The following is a 25,266-nucleotide window of genomic DNA, read 5'->3' as shown; positions in this document are numbered from 1 at the left end:
TTGTGTTTCAACTCGTTAAAACCTGGCACGCCCCCTGCAATAGTCTCATCAGTGATTCAGTTCACTACCCAGTTTCGGGGACCTTGGTACAGGCAGGCCGGGGATTCCCCTCTTTACACCGGGCTCACACCGCACAAGCGACGAGCCTTCCCGTTTTGGGGTCCTTGGTACAGGCAGGCCGGGGATTCCTTCTTTACACCGGGTTCACGACGCAATGCGCGAGCCCTCCCGTTTGGGGACCTTGGTACAGGCAGGCCGGGGATTCCCTCTTTTATTGCTCCCGGAGATGGATCTCCAGCCGCCAGCGGTCATCGACCTCGCTACCAGCCCAATCGCCCTGCAGGGGCCGGGCTGCCACCAGCGTCAACAACAACCCCCCATCACTCAAACGCGTTCGCCAGTTCACGTCCTTGCCGTCGAGCTTGAGCTGACCTTTTTGCGCCTTGCCTTGAGCTTCGAACAACAGCGCGATACTGCCATCGACGATCTCGCCATGGGTCTTGGGCTCGTTGTTGAACCACACCACTAGCCCGTCATTCGTCACCTCGACTTGCTGCAATTCGCTGGGGTCGGGGGTTGTCAGGCGACCGATCATCATCCCCACCATCACTCCGACAATCGCCAGCGAAGCCATCACTCGCAGGAATAGTTTCGAACGAGGGTCGGCTTGCGGCGTAGAATGCCGCTCATCTTTACCTTCGGAGCCGTGCATGTTTCACGTCATCCTTTTCCAACCAGAAATTCCGCCGAATACCGGCAACGTTATCAGGCTGTGCGCCAACAGTGGCTGCCACCTGCATTTGATCGAACCGCTGGGCTTCGAGATGGACGACAAGCGCCTGCGCCGGGCCGGCCTCGATTACCACGAGTATGCCACCCTGCAACGCCACGCGGACCTCCCAAGCTGCCTGGAAAGCCTGGGTCACCCACGGGTGTTCGCTTTCACCACCAAGGGCTCGCGGCCGTTCCACGACGCCAGCTTCGTCGAGGGCGATGCATTCCTGTTCGGCCCGGAAAGCCGTGGCTTGCCGGCCGAGGTGCTGGATGCCCTGCCCGACGAACAACGCCTGCGCCTGCCGATGCGTGAAGGCTGTCGCAGCCTGAACCTGTCCAACACCGTGGCGGTAGCCGTTTACGAGGCCTGGCGGCAGAACGGCTTCAAGTAGTCCGAAACACTTTTCGCCTGACAGAAACAATCGCGGGCAAGCCCGCTCCCACAGGTTTTGCACAATCCTGTGGGAGCGGGCTCGCCCGCGATTTTCAGCAGCGCAGCTTATTGAACGGTTGGAGTCTCGCCAGCCGCCTGCATGCGCTGCAGTTCTTGTGCGTACAGCGCGTCGAAGTTCACCGGAGCCAGCATCAGGGCCGGGAACGAACCACGGGTCACCAGGCTGTCCAGGGTTTCACGAGCGTACGGGAACAGGATGTTCGGGCAGAACGCACCCAGGGTGTGGCTCATCGATGCATCGTCCAGGTTCTTGATCAGGAAGATCCCGGCCTGTTGCACTTCTGCAATGAACGCCACTTCTCCGTTCTCACCGTTCTTCACGGTAACCGACAGGGTCAGTACGACTTCGTGGAAGTCGTTTTCCAGAGCCTTCTGGCGGGTGTTCAGATCCAGACCCACGCTCGGTTCCCACTGCTGGCGGAAGATCGCCGGGCTTTTCGGAGCTTCGAAGGACAAGTCACGTACGTAGATGCGCTGCAAGGAGAATTGCGGTGCGGTTTCTTCTTCGCTAGCTGCAGTGTTCTGTTGGTCAGTCATCTCAGATCCTTTCTGATCTTGGGTCTTTTATAGGGTACGGAATTCAGGCCTTGAGCATTGCGTCGAGCTTGCCGGCACGTTCCAGAGCAAACAAATCATCACAACCACCTACGTGGGTGCTGCCGATCCAGATCTGCGGCACGGACGTACGTCCGGCTTTCTGAGCCATGGCGGCGCGCACCTGAGGCTTGCCATCGACCTTGATCTCTTCGAAGGCCACGCCTTTGTTCTCGAGCAGGTACTTGGCTCGCGAGCAATAGGGGCAGTAATCGCTGGAGTAGACGACGACGTTGTTCATATCACTTCACCAGTGGCAGATTGTCGGCTTTCCAGCTGGAAACACCACCGGACAACTTGGCGGCGGTGAAGCCGGCCTTCATCAGTTCACGAGCATGGGTGCCGGCAGTCTGGCCCAGGGCGTCGACCAGGATGATGGTCTTGGCCTTATGCTTTTCCAGTTCGCCGATACGGGCGGCCAGTTTGTCCTGAGGAATGTTGACTGCGCCAACAATGTGACCGGCAGCAAAATCCTTGGTCGAACGAATGTCGATCACAACGCCCGCGTCCTTGTTGACCAGGCCGGTCAGTTCACCGGTGCTTAGGCTGCGGCCGCCGCCTTGCATCTGATAGGCCAACAGCAGGGCCGCCAGTACAACGAAGATACCCACGAGAATGTAGTGGTTGGTGGCGAATTGAATCAGGTGATCAACCATCGAAGGAGGTTCCAGGGCGTTAAAATGTCGGCCAGTATACACAGCCCCCATGGTGGGCCAAACCCCGTCCGGCGGTGACGTGGCCGGAACTTCGCTTTAAACTGCCACTCCCTTTTCCATCGCCCCTTTTTAACTCAAGCCAGAGTGGATTCCATGACTACCACGCCTAAACCATTGGTCCTGATCATTCTCGACGGCTTCGGTCACAGTGAGAGCCCTGAATCCAACGCGATTTTTGCGGCGAATAAACCCGTACTGGACCGTCTGTGGGCCACCGTGCCGAACGGCCTGATCTCCGGCAGCGGCATGGATGTCGGTCTGCCGGATGGCCAGATGGGCAACTCCGAAGTCGGCCACATGAACCTCGGTGCCGGCCGCGTGGTGTACCAGGACTTCACTCGCGTGACCAAATCGATCCGCGACGGCGAATTCTTCGAAAACCCGACCATTTGCGCTGCGGTGGATAAGGCCGTCGCGGCCGGCAAGGCCGTGCACTTTATGGGTCTGCTGTCCGATGGCGGCGTACACAGCCACCAGGATCACCTGGTCGCCATGGCCGAACTGGCCGCTAAACGCGGCGCGGAAAAAATCTACCTGCACGCCTTCCTCGATGGCCGCGATACGCCGCCGAAAAGTGCGCAATCGTCGATTGAGTTGCTCGACGCCACCTTCCAGGCTCTGGGCAAAGGTCGCATCGCCAGCATCATCGGTCGTTACTATGCGATGGACCGTGACAATCGCTGGGACCGCGTATCCCAGGCTTACAATCTGATCGTCGACGGCAATGGCGAATTCAACGCCGCCAGCGCTCAAGAAGGCCTGCAGGCTGCGTACGAACGTGGCGAGAGCGATGAATTCGTCAAAGCCACCTCCATCGGCGAACCAGTCAAAGTCGAAGACGGCGATGCTGTGGTGTTCATGAACTTCCGCGCCGACCGTGCCCGCGAGCTGACCCGCGTATTCGTCGAAGACGATTTCAAGGAATTCGAACGCAGCCGTCAGCCTGAACTGGCCGGCTTCGTGATGCTGACCCAATACGCCGCCAGCATCCCCGCGCCATCGGCTTTCGCTGCCGGCAGCCTGGAAAACGTGCTGGGCGACTACCTGGCGAAAAACGGCAAGACCCAGCTGCGTATCGCTGAAACCGAGAAGTACGCCCACGTGACTTTCTTCTTTTCCGGTGGCCGCGAAGAACCGTTCCCGGGTGAAGAGCGCATTCTGATTCCTTCGCCGAAAGTCGCTACCTATGACTTGCAGCCTGAGATGAGCGCGCCGGAAGTGACCGACCGCATCGTCGACGCCATCGAAAACCAGCGTTACGACGTGATCGTCGTCAACTACGCCAACGGCGACATGGTGGGCCACAGTGGTGTGTTCGAAGCGGCGGTAAAAGCCGTTGAGTGCCTGGATAAGTGCGTCGGCCGCATCGTCGATGCCCTGGAGAAAGTCGGCGGCGAAGCGCTGATCACCGCCGACCACGGCAACGTCGAGCAGATGGCCGACGAATCCACCGGCCAGGCCCACACCGCGCACACAACCGAACCCGTTCCGTTCATTTATGTCGGCAAGCGTAACCTCAAGGTTCGTGAAGGCGGGGTATTGGCAGACGTGGCGCCGACCATGCTGAAGCTGCTGGGCCTGGAAAAACCTGTGGAAATGACCGGGACCTCGATTCTGGTGTAAGCAGTCTCTGTAAACACCACTAAAACCTGTGGGAGCTGGCTTGCCAGCGATAGCAGTCTGACAGCCAACGACTATGTTGAATGTGCAGACGCCATCGCTGGCAAGCCAGCTCCCACAGTGGTTTATGGAGTTTTCCAAATGGAATCGGACCTGTCGCTTACTCCAGTTATCACACAGCCCCAATTGGGCGTTTTTTTTGCAGCGTGGGGCGGGCATACTAGGCCGTCCCTTTCCCTGGTGTCACCCGCCTCTATGCTTCGCGTCCTGATAGCCCTTGCTCTGACTTGCCTGCTCCAACCGGCCTTTGCTGACGAGCGCGCGCAAACCCAACAACAGTTGGACGCCACGCGTCAGGACATTGCCGAGCTGAAAAAACTGCTGGGCAAGCTGCAGGAAGAGAAGTCCGGTGTGCAGAAAGACCTCAAGGGCACCGAGACCGAGATGGGCAAGCTCGAAAAGCAGGTCGAAGCCCTGCAAAAAGAGCTGAAGAAGAGTGAATCCGAGTTACAGCGACTCGATGCGGAGAAAAAAAAACTCCAGAGCGCGCGCACTGAACAGCAACGACTGATCGCCATTCAGGCCCGGGCGGCCTATCAGAACGGTCGCCAGGAATACTTGAAGCTGCTGCTCAACCAGCAGAATCCCGAGAAATTCGCCCGAACCCTCACCTATTACGATTACCTGAGCCAGGCCCGCCTGGAGCAGCTGAAGAATTTCAACGAAACCCTGCGCCAGCTGGCCAACGTCGAGCAGGATATCGCCAGGCAACAGGCCCAGTTGCTGGTACAGAACAGCAGCCTCGACAGTCAGCGCGACGAACTCGACAAAGTCCGCCAGGAACGCCAGCAAGTCCTGACCAAGCTCAATGACGACGTGAAGGCTCGCGACCAGAAACTGGCAGCCCGCGAGCAGGATCAGGCAGACCTGTCTAAAGTCCTTAAAACCATTGAAGAAACCCTGGCCCGCCAGGCCCGTGAGGCAGAAGAAGCGCGACAAAAAGCGCTGATTGCCCAGCAGGAAGCCGAAAAAAAGCGTTTACGTGAGGCTCAGGCGCAGGCGCAGGCAGATGCCAGTGACGATGCCCCACGCAAACCCGCTAAATCGACACCTGGCGCATTGGTTTCCAGTTCAGGCGAGACCTTTGGCGGCCCGTTTGCGTCAACCCGCGGAAAACTTCCATGGCCTGTCGACGGTCGACTGTTAGCGCGTTTCGGTGAAAACCGTGGCGACGATGCCCGGACCAAGTGGGATGGGGTAATGATCGGCGCGTCCGCCGGCAGCGCGGTGCATGCGGTGCATGGCGGTCGTGTGGTGTTCGCCGACTGGTTGCGCGGCGCCGGGTTGCTGGTGATTCTCGATCACGGCAACGGTTTTTTGAGTCTTTATGGTCACAACCAGACGTTGCTCAAGTCTGCGGGTGACGTGGTAAAAGCCGGTGAGTCCATCTCCACTGTCGGTAACAGTGGCGGACAGGACACGCCAGCGCTGTATTTCGCGATTCGTCAGCAGGGTCACCCGAGTGATCCGGCACAATGGTGTCGCGCGCAAGGATAAGCGCGCCATCCAATTCAGGAGTTCGTTCGACATGCTGCATTTGTCCCGCCTTACCTCGCTGGCCCTGACGATCGCCCTGGTGATCGGCGCACCGTTGGCGTTCGCCGCTCAACCGGCCCCGGCGGTCGCACCGGTGGGCACTGCTGCGACCACCAAGGCGCCATTGCCGCTGGAAGAGTTGCGCACCTTCGCCGAGGTCATGGATCGGATCAAGGCCGCGTATGTCGAGCCAGTGGACGACAAGACCCTGCTGGAAAACGCCATCAAGGGCATGCTCAGTAACCTTGATCCGCACTCCGCTTACCTTGGCCCGGAAGACTTCGCTGAATTGCAGGAAAGCACCAGCGGCGAATTCGGTGGCCTGGGCATCGAAGTCGGCGCCGAAGACGGCTTCATTAAGGTGGTGTCGCCGATCGATGACACTCCAGCCTCGAAGGCTGGCATTCAGGCCGGCGATTTCATCGTCAAGATCAACGGCCAGCCGACCCGTGGCCAGAGCATGACCGAAGCCGTGGACAAAATGCGCGGCAAGATCGGCCAGAAAATCACCTTGACCCTGGTACGCGACGGCGGCACACCGTTCGACGTGACCCTGGCCCGCGCCATCATTCAAGTGAAGAGCGTGAAGAGCCAGCTGCTGGAGTCGGGCTACGGCTACATCCGCATCACCCAGTTCCAGGTCAAGACCGGTGAAGAGGTCTCCAAGGCCTTGGCCAAGCTGCGCAAGGACAACGGCAAGAAGCTCAACGGCATCATCCTGGACCTGCGCAACAACCCAGGCGGTGTGCTGCAAGCGGCGGTGGAAGTGGTCGATCACTTCATCACCAAAGGCCTGATCGTCTACACCAAGGGCCGTATCGCCAACTCCGAACTGCGCTTCTCGGCCACCGGCAAAGACGAAAGCGAAGCCGTGCCGATGGTTGCACTGATCAACGGCGGCAGCGCTTCGGCTTCGGAAATTGTCGCCGGCGCCTTGCAGGATCAGAAACGCGCCGTAGTCATGGGCACCACCAGTTTCGGCAAAGGCTCGGTGCAAACCGTGTTGCCGCTAAACAACGAACGCGCGCTGAAAATCACCACGGCACTGTATTACACGCCGAACGGTCGCTCGATTCAGGCCCAAGGCATCGTCCCGGACATCGAAGTACGCAAGGCCAAGATCACCAGCGAGCAGGACGGCGACTACTTCAAGGAAGCCGACCTGCAAGGTCACCTGGGCAATGGCAACGGCGGTGCCGACAAACCGACAGGTTCTGGCGGCAAAGCCAAAGCGATGCCACAGGATGACGATTACCAACTGGCCCAGGCCTTGAGCCTGCTTAAAGGGCTGAGCATCACCTCCGGCCGTTGAGGATGGATCTGCGCTTCATCCTCGTCCTGTTGTGCTGCCTGACGGGTACTGCTCACGCAGAACCCGTCAGGCCGACGCCTCACAAGGCCTACCTGAGCCTGATCATTGATGACCTGGGGCAGAACCTGCCCCGGGATCGCCGCGTGCTGGCTCTGCGCGGCCCTGTTACCACGGCGATCATGCCCGATACCCCACACGCTACCGAATTCGCCCGCGAAGCCCATCGCGCCGGCAAAACCGTCATTCTGCACATGCCCATGGACCCCGCCACCGGCCCGTTCGCCTGGCATCCTGAACTGCCCATCGAAGAGCTCGAAAAACGTCTCAACGCCGCCTTCAAAATGGTGCCCTATACCGCTGGCATCAATAACCACATGGGTAGTCGCATGACCGCTCAACCGGCCGCCATGGCATGGTTGATGGGTGAGCTGCAGCGACGGCACATGTTTTTCGTCGACAGCCGCACCAGCGCGCAAACCGTAGCGGCACAACAGGCGCAGAAGATCGATCTGGCAAGTGTTTCGCGGGATGTGTTTCTTGATGATGAACGCACCGAAGTGGCGATCTACACCCAATTGCAGACCGCGATTGACCTGGCGCGCAAACAGGGTTCGGCGGTGATGATCGGTCATCCTTATCCACAGACATTGGCGGTACTGGAGCGGGAATTGCCGAAACTCAAGACCCAGGGGATTGAGTGGATCGATATCCGCCAGATGATCAGCGTGCGTGGCAATCGTGCAACGGCCGCCCATGGCAAAGACGGCACCTACAGATAAACCCTTCCAAAACCTATAACTGCCACAAACTATAAATAGTTACCGCCAGACGCCTCGCCCGACTCCTGATAGTAAGAACTCAACCATTCGTGACTTACGAAAGTCACCTTTGAACTATCAGGATTGAATATGAACACCCGTGAAAACGAAACATCGCCCGCAGGGCAAAGGGAACCGATAAAGTTCGGTAATCTGTTAATCAACTTTACGACTGATTTTCACCGAATCTGGGACAGCAGGGGTTCTGATTCGAAGTCTGGCAGTTTTTGGCGCCCTACCCCCGCCCCCGATTTACTACCGGGGTATTTTCCACTCGGCGATTTCGCCACGCCCGGATACGACAACATCAATGGAAACACCATTGTAGCGGTGGTCTGTGAAGGCGCCCCGGAGGACGGAGATGCCTCGAAAGGTAAAGCGCTCAGCGCGCCTGATGACTTTGAACGCGTCTGGAGAGATTCAAGCTCGGGTGCCGCCGCGGACTGCACGATATGGCGCCCGATTCCTCCCGCCGGTTATGTTGCACTGGGGATGGTGTGCTCCAATGGACGCGATAAGCCATCGTCTAACACCGTTCGTTGCGTGCGAGCAGACTTGGTGATCGCGTCGAACGTCAGCAACAGGATCTGGAGCGACAGCGGTAGTGGTGCCAAACAGGACTTCAGTGCTTGGGCCATCGAGCCGCCAAGCGCAGCAGCTGGAGAGCTCTATTTTTCGCCGGGTACGTTTGTCGGTGTCACCCGCCATACCCGACCTGCAGCAGAAGACGCCGCTTACTCATTGCGCATGCAGATACCTCTGCAGGTCGATACCCCTCCCGCGGCTCCAATCCTCTGCGGCTACGACACGCCCGCAACCGAAGAGATGGTCAAGATCACTCAAACTGTCCGACTGCCCTGGTTCGCGGTCAAAGACCCGGACCTGACACCGCTTGAGCAATTCCGGACATCAGCGTTCTACCGCCTGGAAAGATCGGACCGTTATGTGCTCGCCGGGCACGGCCATAACACCGGCATTGTCGGCCAGACCTTCAAATGGAAAGCACCGCGAGTCCAGAGGATTGAATTGCTGGAAGCGTTCACTGATGTCACTACTATCAGGGTCGTATCCGAATGGCCGCTTTACGTGTCAAACCCGGTGCATCTGTTTCTTTTGCTGTCATCCCCAATAAGGTTCTCGGCGAGACTGAGCAAGGATTTCACGCACACCGAAACATCACACAGCGACTGGATAACCTCGACACCCGTGGAGATCATCACACGTGTCGCGAAAAACAAAGTCGTGGCGGTTTATCTGATGCAAAGTGATTACAGACTACTGCGCGAAGACGGTACTCAAGTGGCGACTGCCATCCGCTACACCGATATCGACAGTCTTTACTTGACCGAATATCCGCCAGAAAAAGACGGCGAAGTCCTCAGCCCCATGCCGGGGACAGACTCACCAGCACCTACAGGTAACGAGCCATAATGTCGTCCACCACGCCTTCCTTGCGCAGCTGATCCAGCGCAGCCTGCAGCTTGGCAACGGTTTCGTCCGGCACGTCCTTGTTCAGCGCCAGATAAAGCTCGGCGCTATTGAAGCGCAGCACTGTCTTGAGCCCGGTCACGCCGTCCTGTCGAGCCAGATAACGGCCGGCCGGGTCGCCTGTAGCCCAAAGGTCGATCTGACCGTTGACCAGCTTCTTCGCGTTGTCCTGATCGCGCAGCACGACGATCGGATTGAGCCCCTGCTTGGTCAGAGTCTCGGCGATTGCGTCACCCTTGTACGCACCGATCTTGTATTTGCGTGCGTCATTCAGCGTTTCGAGGGTGATCTTGCTGTCAGCCTTCGCCAACATGATCCAGTCGTCCGGACCGATGGGGCCAACCCATTTGAAAAGCTTTTCGCGGTCCGGTAGCCGCGCCATGACGAACACACCGTAACCGGGTTTTTCCAGGGTGAGTTTGTAGATGCGCTCCCAAGGAAAACGCAATGTCAGGCTGTAGGTAATGTCGGCGCGCTTGAAAATCTCACGGACGATATCAGTGGCGATGCCATTGATATTCTCGTCCTGAGCGAAGTTCTTGCCATTCTTCGCCATGTTGTACGGAGGAAAGTTTTCCGTCAGCAACACCATGTCGGTATCGGGATTATCGTTAGCGTGAGCCCCGTTGATCAACAACAGAGAAGCACTGGCAAGGACGAGAAGAAGGCGTTTAAGCATGTCTGGCTACCGAAATCCATGGCGTACCCAAGAGTGCCTTGAGCCCGCCATGATGTCCACTGGCCTGTATGTGTTTGTTTAGCGCATCACAATGCCGCGATGGGCCATGTAGGCCTTGGCTTCCTGAACGGTGTATTCGCCGAAGTGGAAAATACTTGCCGCCAACACTGCGCTCGCGTGGCCTTCGAGGATGCCGTCAGCCAAGTGCTGCAGATTGCCGACACCACCGGATGCAATCACCGGGATGCCCAGCGCATCGCTAATGGCACGGGTGACACCCAGGTCGAAGCCGTTTTTCATGCCGTCCTGGTCCATGCTGGTCAGCAGGATTTCGCCGGCACCCAGGCCCTCCATCTTCTTCGCCCACTCGACAGCGTCGAGGCCAGTCGGCTTACGGCCGCCGTGGGTGAAGATTTCCCAGCGCGGAGTTTCGCCAGGTCCCGAGACCTTCTTTGCGTCGATGGCGACCACGATGCATTGCGAACCAAAATGCTGCGCCGCTTCGCCGACGAATTCCGGGTTGAACACGGCTGCGGTATTGATCGAAACCTTGTCCGCGCCGGCATTGAGCAGGTTGCGAATGTCCTGCACGGTGCGCACGCCACCGCCGACGGTCAGCGGGATGAACACCTGGCTGGCCATGCGCTCTACGGTATGCAGCGTGGTGTCGCGACCGTCGACGCTGGCAGTGATGTCCAGAAAAGTAATCTCGTCCGCGCCCTGCTCGTCGTAACGACGGGCGATTTCCACCGGGTCACCGGCATCGCGGATGTTTTCGAATTTCACACCCTTGACCACCCGGCCGTTGTCCACGTCCAGGCAAGGGATGATGCGTTTGGCCAGCGCCATGGTCAGTCCTCAGCCTTTGTACGAATCGCAGAAAGCTTGCGCTTCAGCGACATCAAGGGTGCCTTCATAGATCGCCCGGCCAGTAATCGCACCGATGATGCCCGGCGCCTTGGCGTCGAGCAGCGACTTAATGTCACCCAGGTTGTGAATGCCGCCGGAAGCAATCACCGGAATGCGCGTGGCAGCGGCCAACGCTGCGGTGAACGGTACGTTGCAGCCCTGCATCATGCCGTCTTTGGCGATGTCGGTATAAACGATGGCGGACACGCCGTCGGCTTCGAACTGCTTGGCCAGGTCAATGACCTGCACGGTGCTGATTTCAGCCCAGCCGTCAGTGGCGACGAAACCGTCTTTGGCATCCAGGCCGACAATCACCTTGCCTGGGAATGCGCGGCAGGCTTCGGCAACGAAGGCCGGATCTTTCACGGCTTTGGTGCCGATGATCACGTAGCTCACGCCCGCTTTCACGTAATGCTCGATGGTTTCCAGCGAACGGATGCCGCCGCCGATCTGGATCGGCAGGTTCGGGTAGCGCTTGGCGATGGCGGTGACTACTTCGCCGTTGACCGGCTGGCCTTCAAAGGCGCCGTTCAGGTCGACCAGATGCAGACGACGGCAACCGCCCTCCACCCACTTGGCAGCCATGCTCACCGGGTCATCGGAGAACACTGTGGAATCTTCCATGCGGCCCTGGCGCAGACGAACACAGGCACCGTCTTTAAGATCGATAGCGGGAATAATCAGCATCTGGCAAACCTTCAAATTCGATTGTTCAGCTTCACTCGAAAATCAGTTTTTCTCGAGCGCCCACAGGTCGCTTTCGATGCTTTCGAACCTCTCTTTGAGATGCGTCTGCACATCGAAAATCGCCCTGTTGTAATAGTGCGGAGCAATTTCGCGGGTAAACAGCTCAAGGATTTCGGCCGCTTCGAACGAACCCAGGTTCAGTTCGAAGCGATCCTCCATGAAGCGCTTGATCTTGTGATTGGCCTCGCTCTCTTGTTCAGGAGTGAGGGTCAGGATCGGTGGCTTCGACTTCTTGGCTGCCATTTACCAGCGACCATCCCACGCCGCGAAGTTCTGCAAGAGCTGCAGGCCATGGGTATGGCTCTTCTCCGGGTGGAACTGCACAGCGAAACGCGAGCCATCGGCCAGCGCTGCGGCGAAATCGACACCGTAGTGACCGCCACCCACCACTTGGCGCGCGTTGGCGGCCGCGATGTAATAGCTGTGCACGAAGTAGAACCGTGCCAGGTCCGGAATGTCGTGCCACAGCGGGTGATTCACCGTCTGCTTCACTTCGTTCCAGCCCATGTGCGGGACTTTCAGGTGTTCGCCGTCTTCATGCAGGTCCTTGCCGAAGAACTTCACCGCGCCCGGGAACAGGCCGATGCAGTCAACGCCGTCGTTCTCTTCACTGCTGTCGAGCAAGGCTTGCATGCCGACGCAGATGCCGAGGAACGGGCGATCCTGGCTGACTTCACGCACCAGCGAATCGAAACCCAGGCGATGGATTTCCGCCATGCAATCGCGAATCGCGCCGACGCCGGGGAAAACCACCCGGTCGGCTTCGCGAATCACGTTCGCATCACTGGTGATCAGAACCTTGCCGGCACCGACGTGTTCGAGGGCCTTGGCCACCGAGTGCAGGTTGCCCATGCCGTAATCGATAACCGCGACTGTCTGCATTACAGAACGCCTTTGGTCGATGGCATCTGACCGGCCATGCGGTCATCGAGCTCTACCGCCATGCGCAGCGCGCGGCCGAAAGCCTTGAACACGGTTTCGATCTGATGGTGGGTGTTAGTGCCACGCAAGTTGTCGATGTGCAGGCTGACGAGCGCATGGTTGACGAAGCCCTGGAAGAACTCCTGGAACAGGTCAACGTCAAAACCGCCGACGGTGGCGCGGGTATACGGAACGTGCATCTGCAGGCCTGGACGACCGGAGAAGTCGATCACTACGCGCGACAGCGCTTCATCAAGCGGCACGTAGGCGTGGCCGTAGCGACGAATGCCTTTTTTGTCGCCGATGGCTTTGGCGAATGCCTGACCCAGAGTGATACCGACGTCTTCCACGGTGTGGTGGTCGTCGATATGCAGGTCGCCCTTGCTGACAATATCCAGGTCGATCAGCCCGTGACGGGCGATCTGGTCCAGCATGTGCTCAAGAAAAGGAACACCGATATCAAATCGGGCCTTTCCGGTGCCATCCAGGTTGATCGAGGCTTTGATCTGGGTTTCCAGAGTGTCGCGCTCGACTGACGCCTTACGTTCGGCCATCACCAGCTCCGCAAAATCATTGGGCGAAAAAGGCAGCCATTATAGGGGCGCGGGCGGGAAACAGAAACACGGGAGGTGATATCACTGACGGATAGAACCCCGTGTCGTCGGGGATATACCTGTCCATACAAGCCATTTGGGCACACCACAAAACAAATGTGGGAGCGGGCTTGCTCGCGAAAGCGGTGTGTCAGTCAAGATTGAAGTCGACTGACACACCGCTTTCGCGAGCAAGCCCGCTCCCACAGGGGTAGTGCGTTTACCGTTTACTTAATGGAACAGAACTGCAGTTTTCTGCAGCGTCACCCAAACACCCCACGCCAACGGAATTCCTACCACCAGCCAGGCAGCGATCGCCAGCGGCTTGGTGCCCGCAGCCGCTTTCCACTCCAGCACGGTGCTGCTGTCAGCCCCTTTATCGTGACCCAGCGCCTGTTCGGCAGCCAGTTCAGCGTCGGTCATGAAGTACTTGTCGGCCACCGGGCGCACCAGCAGGTTGCAGATGAAACCCAGCACCAGCAAGCCCGCCAGGATGTACAACGTGATGTCGTAAGCCGCGGCACGTTCAACGCCGATGCTCAACTGATACTCACGCAGATAGTTCACCAGCACCGGGCCCAACACGCCCGCTGCAGCCCATGCCGTCAGCAGACGACCGTGGATCGCGCCGACCATTTGCGTACCGAACAGGTCAGCCAGATAAGCTGGAACGGTGGCAAAACCTCCGCCGTACATCGACAGAATGATGCAGAACGCTGCTACGAATAGCGCGACGTTACCCAAATGACCGAGATTTGGAATCAGTGCGTACAGCGCAAAGCCCAGGGCGAAGAACACGAAATAGGTGTTTTTGCGGCCCAGGAAGTCCGAGAACGAGGCCCAGAAGAACCGGCCACCGATGTTGAACAGGCTCAGCAAACCGGTGAAACCGGCAGCGGTCGCAGCGATCGAAGCCAGTTGTCCGGCGTCCAACTGACCGAACGCCAGGTCATTGCCCAGCAACTTGCCGCCGAAGACTTCCTGCAACAGTGGCGAAGCCATGCCGAGGATGCCGATACCGGCCGAAACATTCAGGCACAGCACCAGCCACACCAGGCGGAACTGCGGCGTTTTCCACGCCACGTTCACGTGCACGTGACGATTGGTGATCATCGCATTTGAAGCTTTTTTCGCCGGAGCGGTCCAGCCTTCTGGCTTCCAGCCGGTTGGGGGCACGCGGTAGGACAGCGCGCCACCGATCATGAACATGAAGTAGATCGCGGCCATAGCCACGAAGCTCTGCCATACACCAACGCCTTCAGCTGAACCAAAGTGGCTCATAAGCGCTGTCGCCAAGGGCGCACCGACCATCGCGCCGCCGCCGAAGCCCATGATCGCCATGCCGGTCGCCATGCCGCGCTTGTCCGGGAACCACTTGATCAAGGTCGACACCGGCGAGATGTATCCCAGACCCAGGCCGATACCGCCGATGACCCCGGAGCCGATCCACATGAGCCAGATCTGGTGGGTATAAATACCCAGCGCGGAGATCAGCAGACCGCCACACCAGCACACTGCCGACACGACGCCAGCCTTGCGAGGCCCCGCATGTTCCAGCCAGCCGCCCCAGATCGCTGCCGAGCAACCCAGGAAGATGAAGAACAGGGTGTAGATCCAGCCGAGCATCGAGATCGGCCAGTCGCATTGCGAAGAAAAGACTTGAGCGATGAAGCTCATGTCCGGTGCGCAGGCTAGTGGTTTAGTGATACCCAAGGCCTTGGACAGCGGCAGCCAGAACACCGAGAATCCGTAGGCCATGCCGATGCAGAGGTGAATGGCCAAAGCGGCCGGTGGCACCAGCCAACGGTTGAAACCGGGCTTGGCGATGATGCGCTCCTTGGACAGGAACGAGGGCTGGCCGGCATAGCCGTCCGCCGCGATACTCGTGGTCATTGTTATCCCCCAATTATTAGTATGGTTCGCCAGCCACTCTTCCCCCCCAGCCTTGTTGCACGCAGGCATGACTGTTCTTTTTCCAGGGTGAGGCTTCATTCTGGTGCGATATCTGGTCACAGAAGGACCGACGAACGGCGAAGGTTACCATTTGCACGTGACAGAAATGCCAAACTGATATCACCTTTTGTACGTTATCCGATCTCTCGGCCTCTAGCAGCTGCCGATTCACTCCAGAGGAGACACCATGCCGGTTATTGTCGAGTTGCTGAACGAAGCCACCCCTGAGGATCAGCAAGACTTGCAGAAGATCTATGGTGACGCCCCACAGTGGCTGTTCGCGCCGTTTGCAGGGGATACGCAATTGATTGAAACCTGTTTGCAGGACAGTTCTCTGATCGCAGGACGTTTCAATGATCGACTGCTGGGTGCGGCACGCCTGCAACGACACCCGGAGGTCTGGCATTTGTCTCAGCTGTGTGTGCGAAAAATCACCCGACGTCGTGGGGTCGCGGAACGCCTGGTGCGAGAAGCACAGACCATGGCTGCGCAATCGGGCGCCACCCTGCGTCTGCTGGCGCCCGTCGGTCACCTGGAAGTCCAGGCTTTGGCGGCCAAGTTGAACGTGCCACTTGATGTTCTGTCGGAATGATCGCTGACCGGTCGTCCGTTTTGGAGCGCTATACTCCTCGGCTAAATTTCGATTTCGAATAACTACAAGGACTCGCCCATGAAAGCGTTTGGCAAAATCCTGGGTCTGGTGCTTCTCGGGTTGTTGCTGATCATTGTGGCGCTGGGCTTTGCCCTGACCCACCTCTTCGATCCCAACGACTACAAAGACGAGATCCGCCAGATTGCCCGCGACAAGGCCCACATCGAGCTGACGCTCAATGGCGATATCGGCTGGAGCCTGTTCCCATGGCTGGGCCTGGAGTTGCACGACGCCGCCGTGGCGACCCTGGCCAAGCCAACCGAACCGTTCGCTGATTTGCAGATGCTCGGTCTGTCAGTCCGCGTGCTGCCGCTGCTGCGTCGTGAAGTGCAGATGAGCGATGTGCGCGTCGAAGGCCTGAACCTGCGCTTGAACCGCGACAAGGATGGCCATGGCAACTGGGAAGACATTGGCAAGGTGCCGGCCCCTGCGAACACCGCCAGCACACCTCCCGCCACCGCCGGTGAGCCTGCTCCGCAAACCCCCGCTCCAGCAGAAAAACCGGCTCAGCCCATTCGCCTGGACATCGACAGCCTGACTGTCAACAACGCCCGCGTCGAATACAACGACGAGAAAACGGGCAAGCAATTCAGCGCGGAAAGCATTCAACTGAGCACGGGGCCGGTGCATGACTCCACCAACATCCCGGTCAAGCTCACCGCCTTCCTGGGCACCAACCAGCCGGTTCTGCGGGTCCGCACCGAACTCAACGGCGAACTGCGTTTTGAACGCGCGTTGAAGCGCTACAAGCTCGAAGACATGAAACTATCCGGTGAAGTCGCCGGCGATCCCCTGCAAGGCAAGACCATGACCTTCGCCGCTCAGGGCCAGTTGCTGCTGGACAAGGCCGCCAACGTCGCTGAATGGACCGGCATCAAAATCTCCGCCAACCAACTGCGCGCACTGGGTGAACTGAAGGTCAACGACCTCGACAAGACCCCACAGATCAGCGGTGGCTTGTCGATTGCCCAGTTCGATCTGGCGAAATTCGTCGACAGCATCGGCCAGAAACTCCCGGCGATGGCCGAAGGCAGCCTGAGCAAAGTCGAACTGGTCAGCCGCCTGGCAGGTACACCCACCAGCCTCACGCTCGATGACATCAACCTGAAAGTCGACGACAGCACCTTCAGCGGTCGCATCGCCGTCGAAGACTTCGCCAAGCAATCACTGCGCGCAACACTCAAGGCTGACACCTTTGACATCGACCGTTACCTGCCGCCGAAGTCGGCCGAGGCCACCAGTGCGAAACAGGTGCGTCAGGCTGAAGTCGCCAGCACCGAAGCCGATGCCATGGCGGGCGCTGGCAGCACACCGCTGCCGCCAGCGCCGACCAAAGAGGCGTGGAGCAATGAACGCTTGTTGCCGGTGGAGCGCCTGAGCAAACTTGATGTGGATGCCGACCTGACCTTCGGCCAGTTGACCCTGGAAAAACTGCCGATCCACAACGCTGTACTCAAGGCCACTGGCCAAGGCGGGCTGCTCACGCTGGCGAACCTGCGCGGCGACTTGTACGAAGGCAGCTTCGAAGCCAAAGGCACCCTTGACGTGCGCCAGCAAACGCCAGTGCTGAATATGCAAACGCAGATCAATCGGGTGCCGGTGGAAAAAATCCTCGAAGGCCAAGGCAAAAATCCACCGGTCAAAGGCCTGGTAACACTCAACAGCACTCTCACCGGCAGTGGCAACAGCCAGAAAGCGCTGATCGAAACCCTCAATGGCAATGCCAGTTTCGTCATCAACAATGGCGTGCTGCTCAATGCCAATCTTGAACAACAATTGTGCAAAGGTATCGCCACGCTCAACCGCAAAACCCTCAGCGGCGAACCGCGGGGCAAGGACACACCGTTCCAGGAACTCAAGGGCAACCTGAATTTCCGTAACGGCGTAGCCAGCAACCCGGACCTTAAAGTGCGCATCCCGGGCATGACCGTCAATGGCGACGGTGATGTCGACCTGCGTGTACTGGGTATGGACTACCGCGTAGGCATCATCGTCGAAGGCGACAAGAGCGACATGCCGGACCCGGCCTGCCAGGTGAGTGAGAAATTCGTCGGCATCGAGTGGCCGCTTCGTTGCCGTGGCCCTCTGGAACTGGGCGCCAAGGCCTGCCGGCTGGACAAAGAGCGCATGGGTCAGGTCGCAAGCAAACTGGCTGGCGAGCGAATCAGCGAAAAAATCGACGAAAAGCTTGGCGACAAGGTCAGCCCGGAACTCAAAGACGCACTCAAGGGGCTGTTCAAACGATGAGAGCCGAGCAGTTTTCAACGGCGGTGCTGGATTGGTTCGACCGCCACGGCCGTCACGATTTGCCGTGGCAACAGGACATCAACCCCTATCGGGTCTGGGTCTCGGAAATCATGCTGCAGCAAACCCAGGTCAGCACGGTGCTGAATTACTTCGACCGTTTCATGGCTTCGCTGCCGACGGTCGAAGCCCTGGCCGCTGCACCGGAGGACGAAGTGCTGCACCTGTGGACCGGTCTGGGTTACTACACCCGTGCGCGTAATCTGCAGAAAACCGCGAAGATCGTCGTCGAGCAATATGGTGGCGAATTTCCCCGGGACGTGGAAAAACTTACCGACTTGCCGGGCATAGGACTGTCCACCGCCGGCGCCATTGCCAGTATCAGCATGGGCCTGCGTGCACCGATCCTCGACGGCAACGTTAAACGGGTGCTGGCGCGCTATACCGCACAAGAGGGCTACCCCGGCGAGCCGAAGGTCGCCAAACAGCTCTGGGCGAACGCTGAGCGCTTTACGCCGCATGATCGGGTCAACGCCTACACCCAGGCGATGATGGACCTGGGCGCGACACTATGTACCCGCAGCAAACCGAGCTGCCTGCTCTGCCCGCTGGAAAGGGGCTGCGAAGCGCACATGCTTGGCCTGGAAACCCGTTACCCGATCCCCAAGCCGCGTAAAGCCATCCCGCAGAAACGCACGCTGATGCCGATGCTCGCCAATGGTGAAGGCGCGATTCTGCTTTACCGTCGCCCTTCCACGGGCCTGTGGGGCGGTCTCTGGAGCCTGCCGGAACTCGACGACCTCGATGACCTGCAGCATCTGGCATCGCAGCACTCGCTGGAACTCGGCACCCAGCAGGCGCTGCCGAGCCTGGTGCACACCTTCAGCCATTTTCAGTTGTCTATCGAACCCTGGCTGGTTCAGGTCCAGGAGGCTGGCCATCACGTGGCCGAGGCCGACTGGCTCTGGTATAACCTCGCCACCCCGCCGCGCCTGGGCCTCGCCGCCCCGGTCAAAACCTTGCTCGAACGCGCGGCCGTCGTATTGAACGCAGGAGAGTCGTCATGACCCGCACCATCATGTGCCGCAAGTACAAAGAAGAATTGCCTGCCTTGGAGCGTGCTCCCTTCCCGGGAGCCAAAGGCCAGGACATTTTTGACCACGTCTCGGCCAAGGCCTGGGCCGACTGGCAAAAGCACCAGACTTTGCTGATCAACGAAAAACGCCTGAACATGATGAACGCCGAAGATCGCAAATATCTTCAGGGCGAGATGGATAAGTTCTTCTCCGGCGAGGATTACGCCAAGGCCGAAGGCTACGTGCCGCCCGCCGAGTAATCCCGTGAAATTGGGGGTTGGATCGTAAGCGACGGTAATAATTAAATATTTTTTGAAAACTTGCTTGACGACCCCCTGAAAAACCAGTTTAATGCGCCCCGTTGCCCAGATAGCTCAGTCGGTAGAGCAGGGGATTGAAAATCCCCGTGTCGGCGGTTCGATTCCGTCTCTGGGCACCAAATACCGAAAACCCTGAATCGCAAGATTCAGGGTTTTTTTATGCCTGCGATTTAGCCAAGAGCTATTCCCCGACTCACTCGCGACATAGCCGCCCTTCCTTCCTCGCTGGTCTAGCTATCACCATTCCAGTGGAAAACTAGGTTACGAGCTGCGCCACTTCCTATATCCGCAGTGTCACGTCGCTCCTCACCATTACGTGTCGCGACAATAGTGTATTTACCGGCCGGCAACTGAACGTAGACCAGCGGGCCAGCCTGACTGAGCGTCAACACCGTTTGCCTCGGGGCTTTCTGAATGACCACATCCACATCGGGAATGTATTTGTTCTCCGTCCCGATAGAGAAGGTCATGTGCAAGTTGTAGCCCGTGGTTTGCTGGATAGCTCTCGACTCATCCTCGCCGATACCGCCCGACAAATAAGCAATACCGTTCTGTTCCTGCCTCTGAACCTGCACACCCGAGCTGTCGATCGGTCCAAGACTGGCTGCTTGCAACATGGCGGGAAGCATCAGAACGCCAACCGTGGCGAGGGGCAACATCAGTGAATGGAAACTCTTCATGAAGACGACTCCCGGGCTTACAGAGCCCATCGTTACTTAATTGTGATTTCTGAGGGAGTGGTCATGTTCCAGATCGATTCGTGATTGGGCTCACTACGAAACGTACTACGTGATTTGCTCCTGACGCCTCACACGACATCGGGCCGGTCCTGCCAACGAGTCAGGCATTTCCTTCCGGCTTCTCGGCGGCGCCCTGCATCGTCGGCCAGGACTGTTTTGCCATTCTCTTCTGCCTGTTCAACCAGCTGCGGAAGACTTAATGAGCGCCCTCAAACCCGATGACACACACGATCCACAAATTGCTTCATTGCTTGGCGATCTTGGTGAATTGATCCGCCAGGCACGCCAGAAGGTGCTGCGAGCCGTCGACACCGTTCAAGTGCAAACCTACTGGCAGATCGGCCGGCATATTGTTGAGTTCGAGCAGGAAGGCGCTCGGCGGGCGGGTTATGGCAAGCAATTGCTGGCCAAATTGGCCAAAGCCCTTACTGCCGATTTTGGAAAAGGTTTTGATGAGCGCAATTTGCGATACATGCGAGATTTCTATCAGACCTTTCCAATTTGGAACGCAGTGCGCCCCGAATTGAGTTGGACCCACTATCGCAGGCTGCTGAGAGTCGACAGCGAAAGTGCTCGCCTTTGGTACATGAACGAATCAGCCACTCAAAACTGGTCGAGCCGAGCGCTGGAGCGCCAAATCAATACTCTTTACTACGAACGCCTCCTGGCGAGTAGAGACCGTATACCCGTCATGCAGGAAGCCACCACCAACATCCAGCAAATGAAGGCTCGCCCCCGGGATTTTATCCGTGACCCGGTGGTGCTGGAATTCCTCGGGCTGCCCAATGCGGGCAAACTTCAGGAAAGTGAAATCGAACAGGCACTGATCGAACAACTGCAAGGCTTTCTGCTAGAACTGGGCAAAGGCTTTGCCTTCATTGCCCGCCAGCAGCGTATCAGTACCGACAGCAAGGACTTCTACATCGATCTGGTGTTCTACAACTATCTACTCAAGTGCTTCGTTATCTTCGATATCAAGCGTGGTGAATTGACCCATCAGGATGTAGGCCAGATGGACATGTATGTGCGAATGTACGACGACCTGAAGCGCGGAGCTGAAGATGGGCCCACCGTCGGCATCATTCTCTGCGCACAAAAGGATGAATCCGTTGTGCGCTATTCGGTATTGAAGGGCAACGAGCAACTGTTCGCCAGCAAGTACCAACTGGTACTTCCCAGTGAGGAAGAACTGCGAGCAGAACTGGACCGGGAGCAGGCGTTACTTGAAGAACGGCTTCATCAGGAACCGTGATAGTGACGATGGATTGTTCATACATGGCGTGAAGACTATCGTGGTCAACTACCCGGAAAGGTCCAACGCCGATGAATTTGCAGGACATGCCATCACTGCCCCCCACACAAATCGAGATGCAGCCGGCGACAGACGTAGTTGCCGCCCCCTTCAAGCAACCCGCCGCCGACGGTTACATCCTCGGCGGCTTCATCTGGCGGCACGCCACCCGGGACACTTCACGCCCGGTCGTGATCATCAATGCCGCCACCTCGGTTCGCTGCCGGCACTATTCACGCTTTGCCGATTATCTGTTCGCTAACGATTTCGATGTCATCACCTATGACTACCGAGGCATTGGTGAATCACGCCCGGCATCTATCAAAGGACTTCAAGCCTCATGGACCGATTGGGGCGCCCTGGATTTCGAGGCGATGTTGCAGCGCGTACATCGCGAGTTTCCTGGCCAGCCGGTCGATGTAGTCGGCCATAGCTTTGGAGGCTGCGCAGCGGGCCTGGGAGCTTCGGGCCAGTTAATCCGACGCCTGGTGACAGTCGGTGCGCAGTTCGCTTACTGGCGCGACTACACGCCTGCTCATCGCTGGCGGATGTTCGGCAAGTGGCATGTGGTAATGCCGCTGGTGACAATGATGTGCGGTTACTTCCCCGGCAAACGCCTAGGCTGGCTGGAAGACACGCCCGCTGGCGTGGTCCGCGACTGGAGCACGCCAACACCGCGCTACGAAAAACGCCCAAGCGGTCGCGCCATACATGCAACCACCGGTCGCCTGCCCTTCGTCAATGTCTGCGCGAAAATCCTGGCGATCAGCATCAGCGATGATCCCTACGGCACCATCCCGGCCATCGAACGCCTGCTCGGCTACTTCACCAGCAGCACCAACACCCATCTGCGCATTGCTCCCGAAGACATCGGCGAAGCAGAAGTCGGACATTTCGCCTTTTTTCGCAGCGCATACCAAGCCACACTATGGCCCATTGCATTGTCCTGGCTGCAAAACGGCGAACTGGCCCCCGGCACACCGGGGCGGACAGTGCCACGCAACTGAGCCACTGCCCTTTCAACGAATTACGGAACGACGCCCATGGCCTCCGCCAACAAGCAGCAAAAACGCGCCTCCCGCGCCAAGGCCAAGGCCAAGCAGAACCGCACCCAACGAGCCGCCGCGCCGGTCGAGCTGGACCCGAACGACGATCGCATCGATTTCGAGTCCGTGGACCTGACTGACATGTTCAAGGAAATGATCGATGCAGCAAAGATCAGCCAACAAGCGATGTGCGCGGCCTTTCTTGAACACCCCCTGCTCGCGCTGGTGCTGGAGCAGGAAGGCGAAGAAACAGCGACAGACTTCATCATCGGCGCGCTGATCGAATATCGCCAATGGTCCACTGAAACCGACGAAGCTGGCGCGATGGCGTGGATCGAATCTCCAGCCTTCCAGGCTGACTACGTGGCCGCATCCGAAATCATCGCAGCCCAAAACCAATAGAAACCGAACTGAGTTCCCATGGCATCCCTGAATAAGCAACAGAAACGCGCCAAACGCGCCAAGCTCAAAGCCAAGCAAATCAATATCCACGGCAGAAAACCCGTCGCCCTGGACGATGACCTGGGCGAAATCGGCGAGCCGATCCCGGAATACACCCTGGCGATGTTCAGCAAAATGCGTGATGCGGAAGCCATTAGCCGCAGCGAAATGCTCTCCGTGCTGCTGACGAACCTCGCCTTTATCATCATTGACCATCCAGAACTGCTGGACATGGAAAACGCCGACGATGAAGGCATGGCCGCCACCCACCTGGCCGCCGACATGCTGATCGACTACCGCATGTGGGCTGATGGCATGGACCGCGACGCCGCTCAGGCGTGGCTGTCCGAGCCGCAATTCATCACCGATTTCGGCGACGCACTGGACGTCTACAGCCAGTCGCTGGATGCGCCGGACGATATTGGAACTGCCAGCGCCGACTTCATGGCCAACCGTGAACAGCCCAACGATCAGGAGCGCGAGCCTCTCTAAAGTAGAAGATTGGGTTATCTACTACTAAATCGAGTCCTACCCCTGAAAACAAAAACGGCCGCCTGTCATCACTGACAGCGGCCGTTTTTTACATCAACAATCTACCTTGAGCCAGAAGACTCAGCGCGCGACTGCCGCAACTCCCTGCTCGTTGCGACGACGGCGAGCAACCAGCAAACCGGTGGCAACCACCAGAGCGCTGAGCAGGCCGGTCGCCAGGATTTCCACGCGATGGGCGTCCTGGAACAGCATGATGGTCAGGGCCGCGACGATGAAAATGATCACCGCGTAGGTCAGGCCCGGGAACAGCCACATGCTGAAAACGATTTTCTCGCCGCGAGCCATACGCTGTTTGCGCATGCGCAGTTGCGAGATCGCAATCACCAGGTACACGAGCAACGCGATAGCGCCGGAGCTGGCCAGCAGGAATTCGAACACCGCAGCCGGGGCCACGTAGTTGGCGAATGTTGCCAGGAACGCTGCGCCAGTGGACAACATCACCGCCCAGTATGGCGTGCCACTCTTGTTGGTGCGGGTGGACATGGCCGGTGCATCACCGCGCTTGCCCAGGGAAAACAGCATGCGCGACGACGTGTAGAGCGCCGAGTTCAGGCAGCTGGTCACAGCGACCAGAACCACGATGTCGACGATCATCTTGGCGTTCGGGATGCCCATGCGCTCAAGCACGGTCTGATAAGAACCAAGGCTGGCCAATACCGGGTCGTTCCATGGCACCAGGGCCACGACGATGAAGATCGATACGAGGTAGAACAAACCAATCCGCCAGATCACGGAGTTGGTGGCCTTGGAGATTTGCTGGCCAGGGTTCTTCGATTCCGCGGCCGCGATGGTCACGATCTCGGTGCCCATGAAGGAGAACATGGTGGTCAGAATGGCACCCAACACCGCGCCCATGCCGTTTGGCAGGAAGCCTTGAGTGTCGAACAGGTGGGAAACGCCGCTGACCTGGCTGCCCGGCAGGAAACCGAAAATTGCCATGACGCCGAGAACAATGAAGCCGATGATCGCCAGCACTTTAACCAGGGCGAACCAGAACTCGAATTCACCGTAGTTCTTCACGCTGAACAGGTTGGTAATGGTCAGCAGCATCGTGATGACCAAGGCGAAGGCCCAGATGCCCACGCCTGGGAACCAGGCATGCAGGATGGTTGCGGCGGCGTTGGCCTCCAACGGGATAACCAGCACCCAGAACCACCAGTACAACCACCCGATGGTGAAACCAGCCCAGTGACCGATCGCGCGATCGGCGTATGTCGAAAAAGAGCCTGTGTCTGGCGAGGCGACAGCCATTTCACCAAGCATGCGCATCACCAGGACCACCAGCATGCCGGCGGCGGCGTAGGCCAACAGCACGGCCGGACCAGCAGCAGCGATAGCGTGGCCCGAGCCTACGAACAGGCCGGCGCCGATAACACCGGCAATCGACAGCATGGTCACATGACGCGGTTTGAGCCCCTGTTCGAGGCCGTTAGAGCTTTGGGTATTGCTCATTGAAACTACCTTTGTAAGGAAAAGCGAATGCATGCATCCCGTTTGAATTTCTCTTCTGTAAAAAGAAACCAACGGGGCGTTCCGGAATCTGCACGCAATAATTGCGCCAAAATGTTTCGAAACCGTCTAGGCCGGCGACTTCGCCCTGACCCGACAGTCATTGCAAGTCATTGATAGTAATAGCACTTTGCCAGAACGTTACCCTGCGACCCACTTAATGAACGAAACACCGCACCGGAAACACACCCCAAAAATACGTAACGCACAATAAAAGTACG

26 protein-coding genes, 1 tRNA gene and 2 pseudogenes are annotated in these 25,266 nt (G+C 58.3%); 15 read left to right on the top strand and 14 right to left on the bottom strand.

The annotated features are described in order from the left end of the window. Positions 1 to 271: 271 nt before the first annotated feature. Complete coding sequence (locus tag CES87_RS11805; protein WP_128606244.1) at positions 272 to 712, bottom strand: hypothetical protein; 441 nt, start codon at positions 710 to 712, stop codon at positions 272 to 274. Here CES87_RS11805 and CES87_RS11800 point away from each other — a divergent pair. Next, entirely contained in the window at positions 711 to 1,166 is a 456-nt protein-coding gene (locus CES87_RS11800; protein WP_128606243.1) for a tRNA (cytidine(34)-2'-O)-methyltransferase, read from the top strand. The genes CES87_RS11805 and CES87_RS11800 overlap by 2 nt on opposite strands. 107 nt (positions 1,167 to 1,273) lie before the next feature. Here CES87_RS11800 and secB read toward each other — a convergent pair whose 3' ends face one another. Genes secB through CES87_RS11785 form a run of 3 tightly spaced genes read right to left on the bottom strand, consistent with a single transcriptional unit; the run spans position 1,274 to position 2,478 of the window. Continuing rightward, positions 1,274 to 1,765: a protein-export chaperone SecB gene (gene secB / locus CES87_RS11795; protein WP_059406415.1), complete on the bottom strand. Its 492-nt coding sequence runs from the start codon at positions 1,763 to 1,765 to the stop codon at positions 1,274 to 1,276. A gap of 43 nt (positions 1,766 to 1,808) precedes the next feature. Beyond that, positions 1,809 to 2,063 carry a glutaredoxin 3 gene (grxC, locus tag CES87_RS11790; RefSeq protein ID WP_007939440.1) on the bottom strand — a complete coding sequence of 85 codons (255 nt, stop codon included), beginning with the start codon at positions 2,061 to 2,063 and terminating at the stop codon, positions 1,809 to 1,811. A gap of 1 nt (position 2,064) precedes the next feature. Continuing rightward, complete coding sequence (locus CES87_RS11785; RefSeq protein WP_128606242.1) at positions 2,065 to 2,478, bottom strand: rhodanese-like domain-containing protein; 414 nt, start codon at positions 2,476 to 2,478, stop codon at positions 2,065 to 2,067. 153 nt (positions 2,479 to 2,631) lie between these two features. Here CES87_RS11785 and gpmI point away from each other — a divergent pair, with 153 nt between their 5' ends. The 5 genes from gpmI (at position 2,632) to CES87_RS11760 (ending at position 9,315) form a co-directional block, all read left to right on the top strand. Continuing rightward, positions 2,632 to 4,161 carry a 2,3-bisphosphoglycerate-independent phosphoglycerate mutase gene (gpmI, locus tag CES87_RS11780; RefSeq protein ID WP_128606241.1) on the top strand — a complete coding sequence of 510 codons (1,530 nt, stop codon included), beginning with the start codon at positions 2,632 to 2,634 and terminating at the stop codon, positions 4,159 to 4,161. 252 nt (positions 4,162 to 4,413) lie between these two features. Next, entirely contained in the window at positions 4,414 to 5,715 is a 1,302-nt protein-coding gene (locus tag CES87_RS11775) for a murein hydrolase activator EnvC (RefSeq protein ID WP_128606240.1), read from the top strand. A gap of 31 nt (positions 5,716 to 5,746) precedes the next feature. After that, a complete protein-coding gene (locus CES87_RS11770; protein WP_128606239.1) occupies positions 5,747 to 7,066 on the top strand; it encodes a S41 family peptidase in 1,320 nt (439 codons plus the stop codon). A gap of 2 nt (positions 7,067 to 7,068) precedes the next feature. Then, entirely contained in the window at positions 7,069 to 7,845 is a 777-nt protein-coding gene (locus CES87_RS11765) for a divergent polysaccharide deacetylase family protein (RefSeq protein ID WP_128606238.1), read from the top strand. 129 nt (positions 7,846 to 7,974) lie between these two features. Further along, on the top strand, positions 7,975 to 9,315 hold the full coding sequence (locus CES87_RS11760) for a Vps62-related protein (RefSeq protein WP_128606237.1): 1,341 nt from the start codon (positions 7,975 to 7,977) through the stop codon (positions 9,313 to 9,315). Here CES87_RS11760 and CES87_RS11755 read toward each other — a convergent pair. From CES87_RS11755 to CES87_RS11720, 8 genes and pseudogenes are all read right to left on the bottom strand, one after another. After that, entirely contained in the window at positions 9,296 to 10,051 is a 756-nt protein-coding gene (locus tag CES87_RS11755; RefSeq protein WP_128606236.1) for an ABC transporter substrate-binding protein, read from the bottom strand. The genes CES87_RS11760 and CES87_RS11755 overlap by 20 nt on opposite strands. A 78-nt stretch (positions 10,052 to 10,129) precedes the next feature. After that, a complete protein-coding gene (hisF, locus tag CES87_RS11750) occupies positions 10,130 to 10,900 on the bottom strand; it encodes an imidazole glycerol phosphate synthase subunit HisF (protein ID WP_007897430.1) in 771 nt (256 codons plus the stop codon). Between the two features lie 9 nt (positions 10,901 to 10,909). Continuing rightward, on the bottom strand, positions 10,910 to 11,647 hold the full coding sequence (gene hisA / locus CES87_RS11745) for a 1-(5-phosphoribosyl)-5-[(5-phosphoribosylamino)methylideneamino]imidazole-4-carboxamide isomerase (RefSeq protein ID WP_017336056.1): 738 nt from the start codon (positions 11,645 to 11,647) through the stop codon (positions 10,910 to 10,912). Positions 11,648 to 11,689: 42 nt separating this feature from the next. Continuing rightward, a complete protein-coding gene (locus tag CES87_RS11740; RefSeq protein ID WP_128606235.1) occupies positions 11,690 to 11,950 on the bottom strand; it encodes a DUF2164 domain-containing protein in 261 nt (86 codons plus the stop codon). Continuing rightward, positions 11,951 to 12,589: an imidazole glycerol phosphate synthase subunit HisH gene (gene hisH / locus CES87_RS11735; protein WP_128606234.1), complete on the bottom strand. Its 639-nt coding sequence runs from the start codon at positions 12,587 to 12,589 to the stop codon at positions 11,951 to 11,953. Continuing rightward, positions 12,589 to 13,182, bottom strand: a complete 594-nt coding sequence (gene hisB, locus CES87_RS11730; RefSeq protein ID WP_003218037.1) for an imidazoleglycerol-phosphate dehydratase HisB — start codon at positions 13,180 to 13,182, stop codon at positions 12,589 to 12,591. The genes hisH and hisB overlap by 1 nt, the downstream gene beginning before the upstream one ends. 153 nt (positions 13,183 to 13,335) lie before the next feature. Next, positions 13,336 to 13,428, bottom strand: a pseudogene (locus tag CES87_RS33025) (metal ABC transporter ATP-binding protein); the annotation flags it as partial. Between the two features lie 24 nt (positions 13,429 to 13,452). Beyond that, positions 13,453 to 15,114 carry an OFA family MFS transporter gene (locus tag CES87_RS11720; RefSeq protein ID WP_128606233.1) on the bottom strand — a complete coding sequence of 554 codons (1,662 nt, stop codon included), beginning with the start codon at positions 15,112 to 15,114 and terminating at the stop codon, positions 13,453 to 13,455. A gap of 247 nt (positions 15,115 to 15,361) precedes the next feature. On the opposite strand from CES87_RS11720, the gene CES87_RS11715 reads away from it, so the two are divergent. From CES87_RS11715 to CES87_RS11695, 5 genes are all read left to right on the top strand, one after another. After that, entirely contained in the window at positions 15,362 to 15,766 is a 405-nt protein-coding gene (locus CES87_RS11715) for an acetyl-CoA sensor PanZ family protein (RefSeq protein ID WP_128606232.1), read from the top strand. A 78-nt stretch (positions 15,767 to 15,844) separates the two neighbouring features. Continuing rightward, a complete protein-coding gene (locus tag CES87_RS11710) occupies positions 15,845 to 18,073 on the top strand; it encodes an AsmA family protein (protein ID WP_128606231.1) in 2,229 nt (742 codons plus the stop codon). After that, positions 18,070 to 19,137, top strand: coding sequence for an A/G-specific adenine glycosylase (gene mutY / locus CES87_RS11705; protein WP_128606230.1), 1,068 nt, complete (start codon positions 18,070 to 18,072; stop codon positions 19,135 to 19,137). The genes CES87_RS11710 and mutY overlap by 4 nt, the downstream gene beginning before the upstream one ends. Beyond that, positions 19,134 to 19,406, top strand: a complete 273-nt coding sequence (locus CES87_RS11700; protein ID WP_095192313.1) for an oxidative damage protection protein — start codon at positions 19,134 to 19,136, stop codon at positions 19,404 to 19,406. Before mutY ends, CES87_RS11700 begins: the two co-directional genes overlap by 4 nt. A 103-nt stretch (positions 19,407 to 19,509) precedes the next feature. Next, positions 19,510 to 19,585 (top strand) — tRNA-Phe (locus CES87_RS11695). A 111-nt stretch (positions 19,586 to 19,696) separates the two neighbouring features. Here CES87_RS11695 and CES87_RS11690 read toward each other — a convergent pair. Continuing rightward, on the bottom strand, positions 19,697 to 20,146 hold the full coding sequence (locus CES87_RS11690) for a carboxypeptidase regulatory-like domain-containing protein (protein ID WP_128606229.1): 450 nt from the start codon (positions 20,144 to 20,146) through the stop codon (positions 19,697 to 19,699). 259 nt (positions 20,147 to 20,405) lie between these two features. Here CES87_RS11690 and CES87_RS11685 point away from each other — a divergent pair, with 259 nt between their 5' ends. From CES87_RS11685 to CES87_RS11670, 4 genes and pseudogenes are all read left to right on the top strand, one after another. Continuing rightward, complete coding sequence (locus CES87_RS11685; RefSeq protein ID WP_128606228.1) at positions 20,406 to 21,458, top strand: YhcG family protein; 1,053 nt, start codon at positions 20,406 to 20,408, stop codon at positions 21,456 to 21,458. 71 nt (positions 21,459 to 21,529) lie between these two features. After that, positions 21,530 to 22,504: an alpha/beta fold hydrolase gene (locus tag CES87_RS11680; RefSeq protein ID WP_128606227.1), complete on the top strand. Its 975-nt coding sequence runs from the start codon at positions 21,530 to 21,532 to the stop codon at positions 22,502 to 22,504. 36 nt (positions 22,505 to 22,540) lie between these two features. After that, positions 22,541 to 22,945 carry a hypothetical protein gene (locus tag CES87_RS11675; RefSeq protein WP_128606226.1) on the top strand — a complete coding sequence of 135 codons (405 nt, stop codon included), beginning with the start codon at positions 22,541 to 22,543 and terminating at the stop codon, positions 22,943 to 22,945. Positions 22,946 to 22,963: 18 nt separating this feature from the next. Continuing rightward, positions 22,964 to 23,404, top strand: a pseudogene (locus CES87_RS11670) (hypothetical protein); the annotation flags it as partial. A 192-nt stretch (positions 23,405 to 23,596) separates the two neighbouring features. Here the strand turns inward: CES87_RS11670 and gabP are convergent. Beyond that, positions 23,597 to 24,988 (bottom strand): GABA permease, encoded by a 1,392-nt coding sequence (gene gabP, locus CES87_RS11665; protein WP_128606225.1) that lies wholly within the window; start codon positions 24,986 to 24,988, stop codon positions 23,597 to 23,599. Between the last annotated feature and the right edge of the window lie 278 nt (positions 24,989 to 25,266).

The sequence above is a fragment of the Pseudomonas sp. ERMR1:02 genome (genome assembly GCF_002277815.1).
Lineage (GTDB): Bacteria > Pseudomonadota > Gammaproteobacteria > Pseudomonadales > Pseudomonadaceae > Aquipseudomonas.
The sequence above is the reverse complement of the archived record's forward strand: the minus strand, read 5'-3'. Positions and strand labels throughout refer to the sequence as shown.

What these genes read in the sequence shown, in the direction of transcription:
- CES87_RS11740 (WP_128606235.1), bottom strand. Translation starts at nt 11,950, where the DNA reads ATGGCAGCCAAGAAGTCGAAGCCACCGATCCTGACCCTCACTCCTGAA.
- CES87_RS11680 (WP_128606227.1), top strand. Translation starts at nt 21,530, where the DNA reads ATGAATTTGCAGGACATGCCATCACTGCCCCCCACACAAATCGAGATG.
- CES87_RS11775 (WP_128606240.1), top strand. Translation starts at nt 4,414, where the DNA reads ATGCTTCGCGTCCTGATAGCCCTTGCTCTGACTTGCCTGCTCCAACCG.
- CES87_RS11685 (WP_128606228.1), top strand. Translation starts at nt 20,406, where the DNA reads ATGAGCGCCCTCAAACCCGATGACACACACGATCCACAAATTGCTTCA.
- CES87_RS11755 (WP_128606236.1), bottom strand. Translation starts at nt 10,051, where the DNA reads ATGCTTAAACGCCTTCTTCTCGTCCTTGCCAGTGCTTCTCTGTTGTTG.
- hisA (WP_017336056.1), bottom strand. Translation starts at nt 11,647, where the DNA reads ATGCTGATTATTCCCGCTATCGATCTTAAAGACGGTGCCTGTGTTCGT.
- CES87_RS11720 (WP_128606233.1), bottom strand. Translation starts at nt 15,114, where the DNA reads ATGACCACGAGTATCGCGGCGGACGGCTATGCCGGCCAGCCCTCGTTC.
- CES87_RS11760 (WP_128606237.1), top strand. Translation starts at nt 7,975, where the DNA reads ATGAACACCCGTGAAAACGAAACATCGCCCGCAGGGCAAAGGGAACCG.
- CES87_RS11710 (WP_128606231.1), top strand. Translation starts at nt 15,845, where the DNA reads ATGAAAGCGTTTGGCAAAATCCTGGGTCTGGTGCTTCTCGGGTTGTTG.
- secB (WP_059406415.1), bottom strand. Translation starts at nt 1,765, where the DNA reads ATGACTGACCAACAGAACACTGCAGCTAGCGAAGAAGAAACCGCACCG.
- CES87_RS11675 (WP_128606226.1), top strand. Translation starts at nt 22,541, where the DNA reads ATGGCCTCCGCCAACAAGCAGCAAAAACGCGCCTCCCGCGCCAAGGCC.
- CES87_RS11700 (WP_095192313.1), top strand. Translation starts at nt 19,134, where the DNA reads ATGACCCGCACCATCATGTGCCGCAAGTACAAAGAAGAATTGCCTGCC.
- CES87_RS11690 (WP_128606229.1), bottom strand. Translation starts at nt 20,146, where the DNA reads ATGAAGAGTTTCCATTCACTGATGTTGCCCCTCGCCACGGTTGGCGTT.
- gabP (WP_128606225.1), bottom strand. Translation starts at nt 24,988, where the DNA reads ATGAGCAATACCCAAAGCTCTAACGGCCTCGAACAGGGGCTCAAACCG.
- grxC (WP_007939440.1), bottom strand. Translation starts at nt 2,063, where the DNA reads ATGAACAACGTCGTCGTCTACTCCAGCGATTACTGCCCCTATTGCTCG.
- CES87_RS11765 (WP_128606238.1), top strand. Translation starts at nt 7,069, where the DNA reads ATGGATCTGCGCTTCATCCTCGTCCTGTTGTGCTGCCTGACGGGTACT.
- mutY (WP_128606230.1), top strand. Translation starts at nt 18,070, where the DNA reads ATGAGAGCCGAGCAGTTTTCAACGGCGGTGCTGGATTGGTTCGACCGC.
- gpmI (WP_128606241.1), top strand. Translation starts at nt 2,632, where the DNA reads ATGACTACCACGCCTAAACCATTGGTCCTGATCATTCTCGACGGCTTC.
- CES87_RS11800 (WP_128606243.1), top strand. Translation starts at nt 711, where the DNA reads ATGTTTCACGTCATCCTTTTCCAACCAGAAATTCCGCCGAATACCGGC.
- hisB (WP_003218037.1), bottom strand. Translation starts at nt 13,182, where the DNA reads ATGGCCGAACGTAAGGCGTCAGTCGAGCGCGACACTCTGGAAACCCAG.
- CES87_RS11715 (WP_128606232.1), top strand. Translation starts at nt 15,362, where the DNA reads ATGCCGGTTATTGTCGAGTTGCTGAACGAAGCCACCCCTGAGGATCAG.
- CES87_RS11785 (WP_128606242.1), bottom strand. Translation starts at nt 2,478, where the DNA reads ATGGTTGATCACCTGATTCAATTCGCCACCAACCACTACATTCTCGTG.
- CES87_RS11770 (WP_128606239.1), top strand. Translation starts at nt 5,747, where the DNA reads ATGCTGCATTTGTCCCGCCTTACCTCGCTGGCCCTGACGATCGCCCTG.
- CES87_RS11805 (WP_128606244.1), bottom strand. Translation starts at nt 712, where the DNA reads ATGCACGGCTCCGAAGGTAAAGATGAGCGGCATTCTACGCCGCAAGCC.
- hisH (WP_128606234.1), bottom strand. Translation starts at nt 12,589, where the DNA reads ATGCAGACAGTCGCGGTTATCGATTACGGCATGGGCAACCTGCACTCG.
- hisF (WP_007897430.1), bottom strand. Translation starts at nt 10,900, where the DNA reads ATGGCGCTGGCCAAACGCATCATCCCTTGCCTGGACGTGGACAACGGC.